Genomic DNA, 15,501 nt, shown 5'->3' on the forward strand with positions numbered 1-15,501 from the left:
ACACAGCGACTGCAGGTTGGCCCAGTCCAAGCGTGCACCGCCATCCTTGATCGGCACCACGTGATCGACGACCCGGGCGGCAACCGTGCGACCACGCGCCAAACAATGCGCGCACAGTGGGTGCGCCCGCAGATATGCAGCACGACATTGCTGCCAGGCGGCTGACTTGTAGAACCCAAACTCGGCATCGAACGTGCGGCGGGCACGCCCATAGTCCCGATGCGTCCATCCGCGATGGGCTGCACAGAAGCCAGGCGACGCGAGCACGGCCGCGCATCCCGGAAACCGGCAGGGTGTCGGCGCGCGACGTGGCATCAGCAATTCAGCTTGGCTTCGCGATTGAACAGCGTGTTCATGGAGTCGTCACCCACCACGAAGGAGTACGACCATGAGTACAACCCAACTGACGCCGGCGCAGCACGCAATCCTCGCCTACGCGATCAACCATACCAGCGGCAAGATCGACTGGTTCCCTGACAACATCAAGGGCGGTGCACGCAAGAAGGTGATCGGCGGCTTGTTCAACCGGGCGCTGATCACAAGCGATGGCACCGACTGGTTTGTCGCCGCCGAGGGCTACGATGCGCTAGGTGTTCCGCGCCCGGCAGCGCCGGCTGCCGCCGATCCTACCGAGATGGAAGCAGCGGTCGAAGCCGCCGAAACCAGCCTCGGGATCAAGGCACCGCGCCGTGCACGCGGGAACAGCAAGCAGACGCTAGTGATCAACATGCTGCGTCGTCCCGAGGGGGCAACCATCGCGCAAATCTGCGACGCAACTGGCTGGCAGACGCATACGGTGCGCGGCACGTTCGCCGGGGCGTTGAAGAAGAAGCTCGGGTTGGCCGTGCTATCAGAAAAGGTCGAAGGGCGCGGACGGGTCTACCGGATCGCTGAATAACACGCTGCGACGTCCGGCAGTCTGGTTCTCAAAATGGCCAGACTTGCCGGCCGATGGACCGGAACTTGCTAATTGCGAGCGCGCCGCGCTCGTTTCTCGCCTTGCTGCCTGGACGTTGCAGGGCCTCGGTGATGGCTGCACGATCGGCCTCATAGATGGCCACCGGCAAAAACTCCTCGTCCATCAGGACGAGAATTACGGCGTCCCAGGGCTTGTCCAAATCGATCGAACCGAGTCGCTGTCCGGTTAGCTTCTTCGCCCGGGGTATGGATCGTGACTTGATCTGGAGGTGCCGTCCATTCTGGTCGACAGCATCAAAGCCGGCCTCTCTGGCTACCGCGAGTTCGAGGCCAAGCAATCGCGCGGCTTCATACTCGCCGACCTCTCCTGTGATACCCAGTGGTTTTCCCGTCAAACGGTAATACTCAATGGCGATGGCCCGAGCCTGTTTCAGCAAATCGGCAATTCGGTTCAGATCAATGGCGGCGGTCATGGCGGGGCAATGTACCGGTTCAAGTTTTCCGTCACGATAGCGGTCGAACACTCGCCCGTCTACCGCATCGCCTGAGCCGTCACGTCGTCGAAGGCCACACCATCGGCGACGCGTATAGCCTGCAAGCCGCTCCAGTTCTGCCATCGCTTGACGATCACGTCGACGTACTTCGGGTCCAGTTCAATCAGCCGCGCGCGCCTGCCTGCCTTCTCGCAGGCGATCAGCGTTGAGCCGGAGCCGCCGAACGGGTCAAGCACGATGTCGCGCGTCTTGCTGCTATTACGCACGGCGCGTTCGACCAGTTCCACCGGCTTCATCGTCGGATGCAGGTCGTTCTTCGCGGGCTTCTTGATCTGCCAGACATCGCCCTGGTCGCGTGCGCCACACCAGAAGTGATCGGCACCGTCGCGCCAGCCATACAGGATCGGCTCGTACTGACGCTGGTAGTCGGAGCGACCGAGCGTGAAGGTGTTCTTGGCCCAGATGATGAAGGTCGACCAGCGGCCGCCGGCGGCACGGAATGCCGACTGCAGCGTATCGAGCTCGCTCGATGACATCGCGATATACACGGCGCCCTTGGTGACCTCGAGCAGGTTCTGACACGCGGCCGTGAGGAACGCCTCAAAGGCCTCACCAAGATTGTCGTTCAGGATCGGCCGATTCGTGCCACGCAGCTTGTCTTTGGCGGTGTTCGCATAGTTGACGTTGTACGGCGGATCCGTGAAGACCATGTCCGCGAGTTCTTCGCCGAGCAACGTCCGGTACGGCTCGGCCTGCGTCGCGTCACCGCACAACAGCTTGTGCTCGCCGAGCAGCCAGAGGTCGCCGGGTCGGCTGACGGGTTCCGTTTCGACCTCGGGCGCCTCATTCTCGTCGGTCAACCCTTCCTTGGACGCCTCGTCGCCGGCGATTAGTGCGTCCCATTCCTCGGGCGTGAAGCCGGCTAGTGCGAGGTTGAAGCCAGCGGCGTTCAGTTCCGCTAGTTCCAGCCCGAGCAGATCCTCGTCCCACGCCGCGTTCTCGCCGATCTTGTTGTCGGCGAGGATCAGCGCTCGGCGCTGGGTGTCGGTCAGATGGTCCATCGGCACGACCGGAACCTCGGTCATGCCGAGCTTGCGCGCGGCGAGCAGCCGCCCATGACCGGCGATCACGTTGTTCTGGCCATCCACCAGGATCGGCGCGCCCCAGCCGAACTCGCGGATGCTGGCGGCGATCTGCGCGACCTGCGTATCCGAATGCCGCTTGGCATTGCGCGCGTAAGGGATCAGCGCCTCGACCGGGCGCATCTCGATGCGCAGACCGGCGATCGACTCAGGCATGCTCGACCTCTGCGTCTCGTTCGGCAGCGACCTCGTCGAACGACTGGCCGGCGGCCGCGAGCGTCACGGCGAGGTCGGGATGGTTCTGCCGGAAACGGCGCAACGCCACGTCCACATACTCAGGGGCGATCTCGACCGCCCGGCAGCACCGACCGGTGCGCTCGGCTGCGAGCAGCGACGTGCCCGAGCCGTTGAACGGCTCGAACACCACGTCGCCAGGGTTCGAGAAAGCCTCCATAACGTACTCGGGCAGTGCCACCGGAAACACCGCCGGATGATCGATGCCATCACCGATCTTGCCCTTGTGCCGCATGATGCGGATTACGCTGTCGGGGATGCGGTTGTCCTGGGTTGGCTGGCCGGCATGCGACCAGCCGCCGACCTCGCCATCCTTCCTGCGCATCGCGGTCGACGAGCCATCCGCGCGCAGGTGCGAATCCTCGCCCGCGTGCTTGCACGGCACGATCTTGTTCGGGCGCCGCGTCTCGCGGTTGAAGTGGAAGATGAATTCGAAGGCAGGCGCCAGGCGGCCGTTCCAGTCGCCTGGCATGCCCGGTCCCTGGTCCCACACGTACCACGCGAAGCGGCGCCAGCCCTGGCTGCGCATCCACGACAGCCAGCCGTCCCAGTACGGCACGACTTCGTTGTCGCGGTGGATGAGCCCGAGGTTGACCAGCACCTGTCCGTCGCGGGTCATCGGCAGCGGGGCACAGACGCCCTGCATGAGGTCGTCCCAATCGGCGATGCCCCCGCTTGCGTAGTCGCGCTGGTTGCCATAGGGCGGCGAGGTGAAACACAGGCTCGCCTGTTCGCCATCCATCAGTGCGGCGATCACCGACGCGTCAGCGGCGTCGCCGCAGATCAGACGGTGCCGGCCCAGCAGCCAGATGTCGCCCGTGCGTGATACCGATTGCGCGGGTGTGTCGGGAACATCGTCGACCGTATCGGCGGCGGACGCATCGTTTTCGTCGCCGGCCTTGGCGAGCAGCGCTTCGATCTCCCCAGTCTCGAAGCCGGTCAGCTCGAGGTCGAAACCGGCCGCTTCCAACTCCGCCAGTTCCAGCGACAGCAGTTCGTTGTCCCAGCCGGCCAATTCGGCGAGCCTGTTCACGCTGAGCCGGAACGCCTTGATCTGCGTCTCGGTCATGTCGTCGCCGCGCAGCACCGGCACGGCGTCGAGTCCTAGCTTGACGGCCGCCTTGAACCTCAGGTGGCCATCGATGATGGTGCCATCACCCTTGGCGAGAATCGGCACGCGGAACCCGAACTCACGAATGGCTGCCACCACCGCATCGACGGCGTGATCGTTTTTGCGCGGATTGCGCGCATATTCGATCAGGCGGGACAGTGGCCAGTGTTCAAGCTGCTGCATGGGTTCACAAGGGCAACAAAAAACCCGCCAAACGCATCACGCGCTGGCGGGTTCAGAAGAGAGAAGAAGCAGGTTGGCCGGGCCGCTCACACCTCTGTCCCGACGATAGCGCAAATCCTACGCCAAATCGCCCAAAGTGTTGCACGCCCGATTGCGCCCAAAAGGGACAAACACCACAAAGCACGGACAAACACGGCAAGCACTACCCTGAATTGCGCAGGATTTTGGAGGGCGAGCGCTGACCTTGGTCATTGAGCCTAACCGCCACGATCGTGAGCGCGCGTTGCCATCGCCGCCATGCTGTGGTTCGACAGCAGCCAAAGCGCTTGCCGATTGCATCCCACTCATGGTCCTCGGCCCGCATCCAGACCAGATGCCGCTGTTCGGCCTCAAGCCACTGCATCCAGCGCATGGCCTCAAGCATTCGTTCGATCGCCGCCGGCGACGGAGGCAACGGACGATACGCACGATCCTCATTGGCCAAAACTTCCCATCCTCGACGCATGAACGCAGGCCAGACGCTGAAGTAGCCCTGGACGCGCTCAGGCGGCAGGCGATGGCTGGTATTGGCAGCATCGGCCAAGCGTGCGGCCACCGCTTCGATCGTCCACTCAGCCACGGCGGCGCTCCCCGTAGAGGCGGTCGCCGATGCGGCGCACGAGTTCGCGTTCGAGGAAATCGAGTCGCTCGTCCTGTTCGGCGACCACGAGAATGCGCTGCGTTTGCCAACCCTCGCGCTTGGCAGCTTCCACATCGACGGCCCTGGGCTGGTGGCGGGCAAGCGAGGAGGGGGAGTGGGGAGTCGGGATTTTCATCTCACACCTCCTGCAGATTGATGGCCCAGTGCAGCAGCGCCAGCGCATCGGCTTCGTTGTCATCGAAGGGGCTGTGCCCGAGCGCGCGAACCGACGCGATGACCTCGTCCTTGCCCGCGTTGCCGCGCCCGGTGGCGGATTCTTTGATCGTGCCGACTGGCACGCCCTGGTACGGGATCTGGTGGTGCTCGCACCAGGCCGTCAGTGTGGCAAGGAAGCCGCCGTAGGCGTGCGCGGCATCGGTCGAGACGTGCCGGCGCACCTCCTCGAAATACAGCGCGCTAATGCCGTCTGCGTGGCCCTTGAGTTCGGTGAGCCAGCGCTTGAATCGCAAAAAGCGCATCCCGCCACCTTCGAACCGCTGTGGGCGGAAGCTCGCGCTCCCGCTGATGATGCCGCCATCGTTGCCGCGCAACGCCCAGCCGGTTGTGGTGCCCAGATCGAGGGCAAGAATCGTCGTTGTCATCGTTGCAATCCTTCGTTCGTGTTCTCGTCCGGGTGACCGAAGGTGACCGCCGCGTGGATTAGCCTCTCCGCCTGCGCGCGTGCACGCGCGTAAAGAGATTCAATCCGTGGGCGGGTCACCTTCGGTCACCGTGGGTCAGTCGTCGCGGTACGGCAGGCGCGTGCCGTAGTCCTTGGGCTTGAGCGAGAGGCCCGCGAGGCCTTTGACGCCGCCGTGCAAGCGCGTGCGACCAAAGCCCCGATTGGCAAGCTGCTGGGCCAGCCAGCGGCTGGTGCCCACGTACTCGCCGCGCCGGCTCGCCCACTCCTGCCAGCGCTGGAACACGTCGGCTACGGCCACGCGGGCCTGATCAAAGCGCTGCGCCTCCTCGTCGAGGAAGTCGCCGATCGCGTCCTCCTCGTCGAAGTACTCCTCGGTAGCCGACACCACACTGGCGGGCGGATTGAGCCCGTCGCGCTGCCACGTCAAGCAGCCTTCGATGGCCCATGCGAGGATGCCGTCGCGCTCGGCCAGCAGCTTCTCGGTGAGCTGACCGTCGCGCCTCTCAGGCGGGATCGTCACCGTGAACGGGATCAGGTGCAGGCGCCGCTTCATCGCCTCGTCCACGTTGCGGATGGCAGGCTTGTGGTTGCCCGCGATCACCAGCTTGAACTGTGGCAGGTACTCGAAGAAGTCCTGGCGCATGAATCGCGCGGACACCTTGTCGCCACCGGTGATGGCCTTGACCTTGGATTCGTTCCAGCGCCGGCCCTGTTCGGTTTCGATGGAGGATACGAAGCGCGCGCCGCGCAGCCCCGCCAGATCGGTCGGATGCCGGTCGCCGCGCGCTTCCATGAAGGTGTCCATCGGTGCGCTGGTGGCGTAATGCCCCAGGATCGTGGCCAGCGTGTTCACGAATACCGACTTGCCGTTCGCGCCCGTGCCGTACAGGAAGAACAGCGCATGCGCGCTGGTCGCGCCTGTCAGGCAATAGCCCACCATCCGCTGCAGGTAGGCCTGCAAGGCGGCGTCGCCGCCGGTGATGTCATCGAGAAATGCGCACCAACGGGCGCAGTCACCGCGCGGCGTGGCGGTGGTCAGCTTGGTCATCCGCTCGCGTCGGTCGTGCGGCTTGATGCGCCCGGTTTTCAGATCGACCATGCCGCCCGGCGTGTTGAGCGCGAACAGGTCGGCATCCCATTCCTCGGACGTGGAGGCGTGCCGGCGGTCGGTGCGTGCGAGGCGTTCGACGCCGCTGACCGTGCTGCTCGCGGCGAGCTTGGCCGCCAGGCGATGCGAGTCGGCCTTGAGCGCGGCCTCGCGGCAGATCGCCCGGATCAGGTGATGAACGAGCAGCGTTTCGTCGGCCTGCCAGCGGCGACCATCCCACACCAGCCACTTGCCCCAGGCCGCGCAGTAGCGCCAGTCCTCCGCGTAGCGCCCCGTGAACGACAGTGCCAGCGCATCGTCGGTAGCCCAGACTGTGGCCTCCTGCGAGGGGGTGGCATTGGCCGGCTTGATGCTCATGCGCGGCCCGCCATCGAGGAAGCCGGCGACGTCGAATCCTTCGGCCACGGCATCGGCCGCGTCCCAGCCGTCTGCTTTGTCGTCCGGCGGCAGCAGCACGTCGCAGGAAGCGGTACCCGCCGTGAGCGCTGCCTGCGCGGCCGCCATCGCATACTCCCAGCCCGGCTTGTCGCGGTCTGGCCAGATCAGCACAGCCTTGCCGGTCAACGGCGACCAGTCGGTCTTGTCGACCGGCGCATTGGCACCGTGCATTGCCGTGGTTGCGCAGACGCCGAGGTGGATCAGCGCCTGTGCGCATTTCTCGCCCTCGACCAGAACAACGTTGCCGGCGGCCGCGAGACCCGGCTGGTTGAAGAGCGGGCGAGGCTCGGGCGGCGCCATCTTGCGGCGGCGCGCATCCCACGGTCGGAACTCCTTCTTGCCACCGGGTGGGTCGTAGCGGTAGACGACGGCGATGAGCTTGCCCTCGGCATCGAGGTAGTCCCACTTCGCCGTAGCAGGGCCGAGATCGTCGATCGGCGCCTCTTTCCTCGCTTTGCGCACGGGCACAGAGTAGGAGCGACCGATCAGATCGCCGGCTTCGCTCAACACCCGTGGGAATTCGGTGTAGATGTTGATGCCGTGATGGGCGGCGATGAGGGTGAACACGTCGCCGCCTTCGCCGGTGGCGCGATCGGTCCAGAGCCCGGCCTTATCGCCGTCGAGCACGACCTCGAGGCTGTCGCCGGGACTGCCCAGCACGTCGCCGATCAGGAACTTGCCGCGTCGCTTCTTGCCGGCCGGGAACAGCGCCAGCAGCACCGACTCGAGACGTGCGATCAGCTCCGTTCGAATCGCCTCGTGCTTCGTGTCCCCGTCGAGTTCCAGGGAGGGTTGGGTATCGTTGAAGTCGATCATTCGGCTCCCTCGACAGTTGAATCTGCTGCATCGCCTTTGCGGCCCTGAACGGCAGCGATGTGCGCGGCCCACGCTTCGAGCTCGGACAGGCGGTAGCGCACCAGGCCGCCAAGCAGGTAATGAGGGATGCGATGCTTGGCGCGCATCGTGTGATCCGCAAACCAGTAGTACGGCAGGCGCAGCGCGGCGGCGGCCTGCTTGGCGTCGATCATCGGCTCGCCGGCGATGACCGGCGGCGTCTGGATATCGGTATCGTTCATCCTTGGGTCCTCCAGCAGCGGTCCTGCCAAGCGCACATCCGGCATTCGAAATGGGTGGAATCGGTGAACGAGCGCGGCAGCAGCTCGCCGGCCTCGGTGGCGGTGATGACCTTGACTGCCCGGTCCGACATGCGCTGGGCGAGGCCGCCATCAAACGGCACACGCTCGGCATAGATCTCCATCGAGTCGGCGTTGATGGCCGTGAAGAGCGCCGGGTGTGCGTGGAGATCCAGATAGGCCTGGTAGAGCGCGACCTGTGCTGCGTAGACAGGCTTGGCGACGGCCAGATAATGTTTCTCCAGCTCGCGGAAGGATTTGGCGCCCAGGCACTTGTTCTCCCAGAGCGCCGGGTAGGTAAAGCCCTCAGGGCCGGCGACGATGACGCCGTCGACATGGCCCTGCAGGCGCCCGTCCGCTGCCTCGAAGCCGAACTGCACGTCGTCCGCGTGGCGCGTGCGCAGATCGAAGCCCGCCGCGCGCAGCCAGCCTGCTACGCAGTCCTCGATCACGTGGCCGCGCTCGAAGATGCGTAGCATCCGGCCTTCAGTTTCGCGACCGGCATCGACCGGTGCCTGCGCGTACTCGTACTGCAGGGCGCGCTCGCACGCCACGCCCAGGCGCGAAGCACCGAGATAGTGCCGCGCCCCTTGCCGGGCGCGCGCATGCTGCATCCCGAGGTCGATCAACGCCGTGACCTGGCCGGAGAGGCTGGCCGAGGAGTTGAAGTCCATCATGGCTTTGCCTCCCACGGCAGGTCGTCTTCGAGGTCGGCGAACGGATCGCTGGCGGCGTCCTTCATGCCGCGTATCGGCGGGAGCTTGCTCGCCTCGTGGTGCTCGACCATCGCCTCGGTGTAGCGGGTGACGATAGCGTCGATCACCTGCAGAGCCTCAGCCTCCGAGTAAGCACCGAGCGGCTTGTCGAAGCCGATGTACCCCGCCGCCTCGCCGAAGGCCTTGAGGCATTTACGCATCGCGGCCCGTTCGATATCAGACGGATCGATCATCACGGCCTCCCTCGAATTGCCATAGCCGTCCTTGACCCGGAGCCAGTTGCCATACAGCGCGTGGAACGCGTCCTGGCAGCGGCGCGAGCAGAACACCCAATCGGCGGGATAGCGGCGCGCATCGCCCGCCGGATGGCGATTGTCGGTGTGGCCGAAGCCTCGCGCCTGTTGTTTGCAGACCCAGCATTTCATCCGTCCCCCTTACTGTGCCCAGGCGGGCTTGCCGGTGGCTGGAGCCGGCCGGGATGCGGCAGGTGCGGGCGCACGCGGCGCCGCCGGCGCGCCGGAGGTGCCGCCGCCCGGCGTCTTCTGCGGCACCGCCAGGCCGAGCGCCTGCGCGTACTCGGGCTGGCCGGGCTCGACGGCGAGCTTGACCACGTTGCGCAGCTCGCCCTTAGCGTCTTTCTCGACGTCGATGCGGCCGACGAACTCGATGCCGTCCAGCTCATGGAAGCCCTGGATGCGGCGCGCGGCGGCCGCCTGCGGGCCCATGTCCTGCGGGTGGACGTTGCGCGCGGAATTGAGCACTGCACGGATGAAGGTGCGGCCCATCTGCCCCCAGGTCGGGCCCTTGGGGCTGTGCAGGCCTACGTTCGACCAGAGCTTGCGCTTCGCGTACTCGCCCTCCAGCACAACGAACTCGCAGGCGAGGTAGACCGAGCCGGTCTCGAAACTCTGCGTCGCGTAGCCGCCAACCCAGCCCTGGTCCGGGTCGTCGTAGCCGCCCGGTTTGATGGTCATGCGTAGGCGGGCGATAGTGCCCTTGGGGATGAGATCGAAGTCCTGCTGCTGTTCGGCGTCGTTGAAATCGTTCCAGGTGGTCATGGCCTACTCCTGCGGGGATGCGGTTGTTTGGGTGGCGGCGGCCGGGCGCGTGAAATCGAGACGCTCGGGAGCGGGGCGGGCGGCGCTGGCGATCTTCTGCATCAGGCGGCCGAGGTGCGGCTCCTCGACGAGATCGAGACGGCCGGAGCGATCTTTGGCGGGATAGCCCCAGGGATTGAGCGTGTGGCAGACGAAGGCCCGATAGCCCGTGCCGTCCTCGGCTTTCAGCTCGGCGAGCGTGATGACCTCGTCGACGATGCCTGGCAGTTCCAGGCCGGTCTTGGAACCGTCGATCTGCAACTGGTGGATGCGGCGGTTGTAGTCGTCGACTTTTTCCTCGAGGATGCCGACGAACCAGACATTCCGGCCGCGCGCGTGCTGCAGGTGCGTGAGCCAAGCGATCATCTCTTGGCCGAGCAGCCCGTAGGCGCCGCGACTGTCCGGTTTGCCGGTCTTCTCCGAGTAGGCCTGCGGCTGGCCCTTACACCACTGAAGACACAGGCGCCCCGCGACCGTGATCGAGTCGACGAAGATGGTCTGGTACTTGGCGAGCTGGGCCGGATCGCCGTAGCGCGCGCAGACTGCGTCGTAATGCGCCTGGCTGAACGACTGGTCGTCGCGCAGCGCCGGGTTTGGGCCGCCGACGAACACGGCAACGTCACAGCATTCCTTCCAGGTGCGCGGACGGACGGTGTCGCCGGCCCAGCCCTCGACGGCCAAGTCACCGGCCTCCAGGTCCATGAACAGAGTCGACTCGGCATCAAGCGCCCACAGCTGAGAGGTCTTGCCGATGCCGGCCTTGCCGACCAGCACGCCCTTGACGCCGCGCCGCTCGGCCAGCCGCTGATCAGCGGTGATGATCGGGAGCGCCATCACGCCACCTCCTTCAGCTGCACGGCGACCGCCGGATTCCAGAGGATTTGATAGCCAGAGTGACCATTGCGCGAGTACGGCATCGCTTCGGCCCAAGCCTCGCCGGCCTCGGTCAGCTCCCATTCGTCGCGGTCGTTGCGCACCTGCAACCCGTGACCCGCGAGACGCTGGTTGGCGGCCTTTGCCGAGATGCCCAGCAGCTGGCCGACCTGCGTGGCGTTGAGCGAACAGATCGGGGCATCGGCAGCCGGCAGTGCGCGGCGCAGCGTGTCGACCGTGATGCCGGTGTTCTCGTGAATACAGGTCAGCGTTGCAGCCATCGCAATGCCGGCCTTGACGCCAGGTACCTTTGCCACGGCCTCGCCGATCAGCAGGATCGAGGAAACGCGGTCCTGGGTCGGCGCGGGGAGTGCAGCCACGGCGTTCGGCATCGCATAGGTGCCGGTCTTGCGGATGGAAGGAATGACCTCGTGCGTGATCCAGCGCTTGAAGCGCTTGGCGTCGGGCTTGCGGCTCCTGAGGATCGCCGAGTAGAGACCGGACTCGTTGATGACCAGCATCTCTTGATCGCCGGAGGGGGTACGCACGATCTGCGTACCCTTCTCGTCGTCATCGAGCGAGCGGGTCATGTCGCTGGCCATGCGGTATTCGAGGGACTGGGCGATGTCGGCCGCGACAAACCACGGCTCGCCCTGGGCATCGGTGACCACGCGGACCGGCCGGCCCTCGAAGTCGAACGGGATCAGTTGGGTGTTCATCGATCAGTTCTCCGAAACGAGGGCCAGCCGGAACGACGGCTTGCCGGGCTTGACGGTGCGTGCGGCCTCGAACTGCGCGCGCAGCGCCGGGGGCCAGTTGTTGAAGCGCGATTCCGACACGCCGTACTCGACGTCGACGTAGTCCTCGACGTTGTCGCCGGCGGCGGCGATGCGCTGGGCGATCGCAGCCAGTTGCGCCTGATCCCACGACACGCGTTTGGGTTGGTCGACGGTCACGCGCAGCGGGCCGTCCGAGAGGTGGATGACGCCAAAGTCCTTGCCGGCGTCGAGGCGCACGGCGCGGGCCTGCTCGCCGTAGGCGGCATCAAGTGCCGCGTCGAACTTGGCGCGCGCCTTCTTCAGCCAGTCGAGGGCTTCGTCGAGATTGCGGCTGAGTTCCTGCTTCTGGGCCGGGGAAAGCGCGGCCAGCTGGCTCACCGAGAGATCGGCGAGGTCGGTGGGGAAGATCGTGAGTTCGCTCATCGCCGCCCCCCTCACACATGGACCCGCACCGAGGTCGAGTAGCGCGAGACGCGCCGCTCGAAGGCCTCGACTTCGGAGATCAGGTAGGTGACACGGGCGCCGAGCTTGCAGAAGACCGGGCCGAGCTGTTCCTGGCGCCAGCGGCGCAGGGTCTTGACCGAGAGGCCCCAGCGGGCCGCGAGCTCGTTTTCGTCGAGGGCGATGCGGACGGTGCCGCCGGGATTTTGTCGGTCGGAGATTCGACCGATTTGTGCTGCAGACAGTCGGGTTTGCATTTCGATGTGCCTCCTAGATGAAATGGGCACATCGAAGTCTCCGCACGGGTTTATGGCCCGTGTGCGGTTCGATTTATGGGCGCATTTATGGGTTGCGCCGCACCCGGTATTTGCCGCGCTTGACCAAGTCGATCACGTCCTCGCGCTCGGCCTTGCCACCGAAGGCGTCATCGAATGACTGGTAGCCGGTGCTGGCAATTCGGTTGACCTCGGCCCAGGACATCTCGGGAGCAACTTCACCTTCTACGCCCCACATCTGCTTGATGATCTTGGCGCGTTCCGCCGACAGCTCACGCGACGCCGAGAAGTGCGGCAGCTTGAAGCGTGTGCCACGGAGGAACTGCTCGGGTTCCGGCGCCCCGGTTGGCGTGACATAGCCGCGCAACACACGGTCGAATGCGCTCGCGTCGAAGACTTCTTTACTTTCGTCCACACGAACGAATTCATGGAGAGATCGCATTGCGTGATCACGTGGCAGCGTGGCTGTCGATGGGGGCTGCAGCCCGAGCACGACACCGCTGCGCGGCCAGATCGCATCAACGAGCGCCGTCGTCACCTCGCTCTCTGGCGCGCGCTTCCAAGCCCGCGCCACGAATACCGGAGCGAAGTGGTGCGTGCCAGCGACGCGCACGTCGCCAAGGTGCCACAGGTGATCAGGCACGCGGACACGACCGGTGGAGCGCCGACGATCTTCGATGCCGATCAACGTAACCAAGTCGTCAAGCCATGTGTCCACCTGGAGCATGTAGAGCGCAATCTCGGTCAATGGCCCAGTGACCATCCTGCCGCGCTGTTGCGGACTGTGATAGCGGTAGACCGCAACGTCCTGGTCGACTTCGACCTCGACCTCTTGCTGTGAATCGAGGAACGGCACCATCACGTGGGTGAGGTGCCCGCTCTCGGTGATCCAGCGCCGACGCAGAAATTCCGGCCTGCATCGGCCAAGCACGCCAGACATGACGTGTGTATCGAGCCGTTGCAGCCGATCCAGCGCGGCGAAGAACTGAAGATGAGCTGACATCGCCTACACTCCTTCAGAACTCGCGGAGAACGCCGATGCGAGTGAGCTGCTCCAGCACACGCTTGCGGTCGTCTTCGGTCTTGCTCTTATCGTTCAGACCATTTGGTGCGGTTATCTGGACGGCGACGTTATGCGCCTTGCGGTGCGGTTGTTTGGCCATCCGGAACACGAGCTTCACCTGTACCAGCGTGTACCCGGTCAGGTCATCAACACCGTAGTCGTCGTAGGCGACCTGATAAATGTTGCGGGCGTCACGCCGATCCTTGCCGATGAGCATCGTGCTCGACAGATGTTGCACGAGGTCGCGTCCATTGGCCTCGTCGGAGGTTGTCTGCTCGAACGGGCGTGCGACCTTGATCTGGAGGATCGTGATCTTTTCGACCCCGGCTACGCGGTCGCGCTCCAGACGCTTGAGCATCTCGGGCGTCGAGAAGCCGAAAATGTCGAACTCGCGCATTGGCATGTCGTCGATGCCGTCCTCGCAGGCGAGTGCGACGTCGCGGAAGACAGTGGCCAGCGCGCGGCGGGTTTCGCGGTCTTCGCAAAACACGCTGAGCGCGCCGGTCTCCGGCTCCCACGAGAAGCAGGCCGACATCGCGGCTGGCACTTCATGGTCTTCTACCTCACCGTCGTTGACCTGCTGGTAGTGCGCCGTCGAGCCATTGAACGTCGCGGTCAGGGTATGCAGGAGCACGGAATCGGCTTCATCGGCATCCTGGCCACTGCTGCGGTCGGCGTGGGTCAGATCGCGCCGCGTGAATTGCTCGATGAGGATCTGGTCGGGCGGCACCTGCGGAAACAGCGCGGCGATGCGTGTGCGCAGGGCGTCCTCGACATCGGGGCCAGCCTGCGGCACTACGCCTTTGGGCCCAAGGTAGTGGCTGGAGTAGTTCTCGCTCTTCCACTGCCGGTGCATCACCTGCAAGCGTTCGGCATGGTCAAAGCGCGAATCGGGCTTGGCCCCGTTCTCGGGGAAGTCTTGCAACAGGTACAAGTAGAGCGCGCGACTGTAGCGGTCGGTGGGTATCGCAAGGACATCAGCGTCACCGTGTTCGTCGAGCAGAGACTGGACAGCCTGGGAGCCGTACTCATCGTCGAGCAGCACGACGCGTTCAGCAGCGTGCTCGATGCGATGCCGGACATCGGCACCAAGCTTGGCGACAGCATGGAACATCGCCTGACGCGACTCAATCGCCAGATGCCCCTTGGCCACGTCGGTCACTGCCGCAATCTCAGGCAACTGCGAATCACTGGCGCGCTCGACCAGGAGCAAGACCAGGGAGGGACGTTTGACCTTGCGGAGCAAGGTGACGAAGTGTTGCATGCCCGGCAGGATGACTGAGCCTGCATCATCCGACTGGCATTTTCGTTCCCGCTTGGCGGGCTGCTTTCCGGCGGCAGTCGGGTTCTGTTGTTCAGTGATGTGGTTATCGACGGGCATAGGCAAAATCCTTACTTTAGGAAGTGCGCGATTGCGCGAATGGTTAACTTAAGGCTTCAAAAAATGCCGACACGAAGTCGGCCCAGGCGTGAGAGGCGTCGAGTCAGCGCATCCTGGCCTCCTGCCTGAGAAGGCCGTATCGCTCCATCCGCACTTGGATAAAGCGGCGGTTGACGCCGAAGCGTGTGGCGAGCGCCTTCTGCAGGCTCTCCATGTCGAAGAACCCAACGTCACCGTCCGCAGTGAGGTGGATCGCTGTACCGGGCATCTCCGGGTCAAGCGATGGGCTGTGATGGATGGTCACACCGTACTTCGGCGCAAGCGCCTCAACAGCCAGATTCATGCGCTGGCGCGGCACCAGCAGCGAACCCATGAATTCATTCGCGCGCAGTTCGGAGAAGTAAGCGTCCTTCGCGATCTGCTGGGCGGTTTCGGCGACGGGAGCCACCTTGCCCAAATGCTCGCCGTCCCGTGTCGTCGTGCGGTAGGCCCGCCGCGTGGCCGGGTCGATGCTGTCGAACAGCCCCGGTCCCTTGCTCGCCTCGACGATCCAGTGCGGTGCGTCGAAAACCGCGTGGCCGAGCTCGTGTGCCAGGGTGCTGAGCACCAGTGCCTCGCCGGCCGTATCTTCAGCGGGTGACACCGATACCATCGCAGTGTCAGGCACGCCCGGGTCGTACTCGCAAATGCCGCAGACGGGGTTGCCGCTCTCATCGTGCACCTGATACTCGGTGCTAAGGATGGTGTTCAGAACTCATTCCGCAGCACCGAGACATCGACGCAGCGTCAATGC

The 15,501-nt window shown here is 64.8% G+C and carries 20 protein-coding genes; 1 reads left to right on the forward strand and 19 read right to left on the reverse strand.

Annotation, left to right across the window (positions count from 1 at the left end; translation table 11 throughout):
* Positions 1-315: HNH endonuclease (locus QZ609_RS26790; protein ID WP_365901733.1), on the reverse strand; the 315-nt coding region annotated here is incomplete at its 3' end.
* Between the two features lie 73 nt (positions 316-388).
* Here QZ609_RS26790 and QZ609_RS16130 point away from each other — a divergent pair.
* Positions 389-898: a DUF3489 domain-containing protein gene (locus QZ609_RS16130; protein WP_295496883.1), complete on the forward strand. Its 510-nt coding sequence runs from the start codon at positions 389-391 to the stop codon at positions 896-898.
* Between the two features lie 28 nt (positions 899-926).
* Here QZ609_RS16130 and QZ609_RS16135 read toward each other — a convergent pair whose 3' ends face one another.
* From QZ609_RS16135 to QZ609_RS16220, 18 genes are all read right to left on the reverse strand, one after another.
* Positions 927-1,442: a hypothetical protein gene (locus QZ609_RS16135; RefSeq protein WP_295496886.1), complete on the reverse strand. Its 516-nt coding sequence runs from the start codon at positions 1,440-1,442 to the stop codon at positions 927-929.
* 8 nt (positions 1,443-1,450) lie between these two features.
* Positions 1,451-2,677, reverse strand: a complete 1,227-nt coding sequence (locus QZ609_RS16140; RefSeq protein ID WP_295496889.1) for a site-specific DNA-methyltransferase — start codon at positions 2,675-2,677, stop codon at positions 1,451-1,453.
* Positions 2,678-2,702: 25 nt separating this feature from the next.
* Positions 2,703-4,082: a DNA modification methylase gene (locus QZ609_RS16145; protein WP_295496892.1), complete on the reverse strand. Its 1,380-nt coding sequence runs from the start codon at positions 4,080-4,082 to the stop codon at positions 2,703-2,705.
* Positions 4,083-4,284: 202 nt separating this feature from the next.
* Positions 4,285-4,701, reverse strand: a complete 417-nt coding sequence (locus QZ609_RS16150; RefSeq protein WP_295496894.1) for a DUF6362 family protein — start codon at positions 4,699-4,701, stop codon at positions 4,285-4,287.
* Positions 4,694-4,897, reverse strand: coding sequence for a hypothetical protein (locus tag QZ609_RS16155; protein ID WP_295496897.1), 204 nt, complete (start codon positions 4,895-4,897; stop codon positions 4,694-4,696). The genes QZ609_RS16150 and QZ609_RS16155 overlap by 8 nt, the downstream gene beginning before the upstream one ends.
* 1 nt (position 4,898) lies before the next feature.
* On the reverse strand, positions 4,899-5,363 hold the full coding sequence (locus tag QZ609_RS16160; protein WP_295496900.1) for a hypothetical protein: 465 nt from the start codon (positions 5,361-5,363) through the stop codon (positions 4,899-4,901).
* A 135-nt stretch (positions 5,364-5,498) separates the two neighbouring features.
* Positions 5,499-7,766: a phage/plasmid primase, P4 family gene (locus QZ609_RS16165; protein ID WP_295496903.1), complete on the reverse strand. Its 2,268-nt coding sequence runs from the start codon at positions 7,764-7,766 to the stop codon at positions 5,499-5,501.
* Positions 7,763-8,026, reverse strand: coding sequence for a helix-turn-helix domain-containing protein (locus tag QZ609_RS16170; protein ID WP_295496906.1), 264 nt, complete (start codon positions 8,024-8,026; stop codon positions 7,763-7,765). The genes QZ609_RS16165 and QZ609_RS16170 overlap by 4 nt, the downstream gene beginning before the upstream one ends.
* On the reverse strand, positions 8,023-8,760 hold the full coding sequence (locus QZ609_RS16175; protein ID WP_295496908.1) for a hypothetical protein: 738 nt from the start codon (positions 8,758-8,760) through the stop codon (positions 8,023-8,025). Before QZ609_RS16175 ends, QZ609_RS16170 begins: the two co-directional genes overlap by 4 nt.
* Positions 8,757-9,224: a DUF6511 domain-containing protein gene (locus QZ609_RS16180; protein WP_295496911.1), complete on the reverse strand. Its 468-nt coding sequence runs from the start codon at positions 9,222-9,224 to the stop codon at positions 8,757-8,759. The genes QZ609_RS16175 and QZ609_RS16180 overlap by 4 nt, the downstream gene beginning before the upstream one ends.
* Before the next feature lie 9 nt (positions 9,225-9,233).
* Entirely contained in the window at positions 9,234-9,857 is a 624-nt protein-coding gene (locus tag QZ609_RS16185) for a hypothetical protein (RefSeq protein ID WP_295496914.1), read from the reverse strand.
* A 3-nt stretch (positions 9,858-9,860) separates the two neighbouring features.
* Positions 9,861-10,730: an ATP-binding protein gene (locus QZ609_RS16190; protein WP_295496916.1), complete on the reverse strand. Its 870-nt coding sequence runs from the start codon at positions 10,728-10,730 to the stop codon at positions 9,861-9,863.
* Complete coding sequence (locus QZ609_RS16195; protein ID WP_295496919.1) at positions 10,730-11,488, reverse strand: BRO family protein; 759 nt, start codon at positions 11,486-11,488, stop codon at positions 10,730-10,732. Before QZ609_RS16195 ends, QZ609_RS16190 begins: the two co-directional genes overlap by 1 nt.
* A 3-nt stretch (positions 11,489-11,491) precedes the next feature.
* Complete coding sequence (locus QZ609_RS16200; RefSeq protein ID WP_295496922.1) at positions 11,492-11,971, reverse strand: hypothetical protein; 480 nt, start codon at positions 11,969-11,971, stop codon at positions 11,492-11,494.
* Positions 11,972-11,982: 11 nt separating this feature from the next.
* A complete protein-coding gene (locus tag QZ609_RS16205; RefSeq protein WP_295496924.1) occupies positions 11,983-12,246 on the reverse strand; it encodes a helix-turn-helix domain-containing protein in 264 nt (87 codons plus the stop codon).
* Positions 12,247-12,331: 85 nt separating this feature from the next.
* Positions 12,332-13,267: a hypothetical protein gene (locus QZ609_RS16210; RefSeq protein WP_295496927.1), complete on the reverse strand. Its 936-nt coding sequence runs from the start codon at positions 13,265-13,267 to the stop codon at positions 12,332-12,334.
* 13 nt (positions 13,268-13,280) lie between these two features.
* The gene (locus tag QZ609_RS16215; protein WP_295496930.1) at positions 13,281-14,708 is read right to left on the reverse strand and encodes a hypothetical protein; all 1,428 of its coding nucleotides are present in this window, start codon (positions 14,706-14,708) and stop codon (positions 13,281-13,283) included.
* 103 nt (positions 14,709-14,811) lie between these two features.
* Positions 14,812-15,429, reverse strand: a complete 618-nt coding sequence (locus tag QZ609_RS16220) for a hypothetical protein (protein ID WP_295496932.1) — start codon at positions 15,427-15,429, stop codon at positions 14,812-14,814.
* Positions 15,430-15,501: the final 72 nt, after the last annotated feature.

It is taken from the genome of uncultured Ralstonia sp. (assembly GCA_913056305.1).
Taxonomy (GTDB): domain Bacteria; phylum Pseudomonadota; class Gammaproteobacteria; order Burkholderiales; family Burkholderiaceae; genus Ralstonia.

Bases quoted from the DNA above. Each gene is read 5' to 3' on its own strand.
- QZ609_RS16130 (WP_295496883.1), top strand. From the start codon at position 389: ATGAGTACAACCCAACTGACGCCGGCGCAGCACGCAATCCTCGCCTAC.
- QZ609_RS16140 (WP_295496889.1), bottom strand. From the start codon at position 2,677: ATGCGCCCGGTCGAGGCGCTGATCCCTTACGCGCGCAATGCCAAGCGG.
- QZ609_RS16145 (WP_295496892.1), bottom strand. From the start codon at position 4,082: ATGCAGCAGCTTGAACACTGGCCACTGTCCCGCCTGATCGAATATGCG.
- QZ609_RS16155 (WP_295496897.1), bottom strand. From the start codon at position 4,897: ATGAAAATCCCGACTCCCCACTCCCCCTCCTCGCTTGCCCGCCACCAG.
- QZ609_RS16160 (WP_295496900.1), bottom strand. From the start codon at position 5,363: ATGACAACGACGATTCTTGCCCTCGATCTGGGCACCACAACCGGCTGG.
- QZ609_RS16165 (WP_295496903.1), bottom strand. From the start codon at position 7,766: ATGATCGACTTCAACGATACCCAACCCTCCCTGGAACTCGACGGGGAC.
- QZ609_RS16170 (WP_295496906.1), bottom strand. From the start codon at position 8,026: ATGAACGATACCGATATCCAGACGCCGCCGGTCATCGCCGGCGAGCCG.
- QZ609_RS16175 (WP_295496908.1), bottom strand. From the start codon at position 8,760: ATGATGGACTTCAACTCCTCGGCCAGCCTCTCCGGCCAGGTCACGGCG.
- QZ609_RS16180 (WP_295496911.1), bottom strand. From the start codon at position 9,224: ATGAAATGCTGGGTCTGCAAACAACAGGCGCGAGGCTTCGGCCACACC.
- QZ609_RS16185 (WP_295496914.1), bottom strand. From the start codon at position 9,857: ATGACCACCTGGAACGATTTCAACGACGCCGAACAGCAGCAGGACTTC.
- QZ609_RS16190 (WP_295496916.1), bottom strand. From the start codon at position 10,730: ATGGCGCTCCCGATCATCACCGCTGATCAGCGGCTGGCCGAGCGGCGC.
- QZ609_RS16195 (WP_295496919.1), bottom strand. From the start codon at position 11,488: ATGAACACCCAACTGATCCCGTTCGACTTCGAGGGCCGGCCGGTCCGC.
- QZ609_RS16200 (WP_295496922.1), bottom strand. From the start codon at position 11,971: ATGAGCGAACTCACGATCTTCCCCACCGACCTCGCCGATCTCTCGGTG.
- QZ609_RS16205 (WP_295496924.1), bottom strand. From the start codon at position 12,246: ATGCAAACCCGACTGTCTGCAGCACAAATCGGTCGAATCTCCGACCGA.
- QZ609_RS16210 (WP_295496927.1), bottom strand. From the start codon at position 13,267: ATGTCAGCTCATCTTCAGTTCTTCGCCGCGCTGGATCGGCTGCAACGG.
- QZ609_RS16215 (WP_295496930.1), bottom strand. From the start codon at position 14,708: ATGCCCGTCGATAACCACATCACTGAACAACAGAACCCGACTGCCGCC.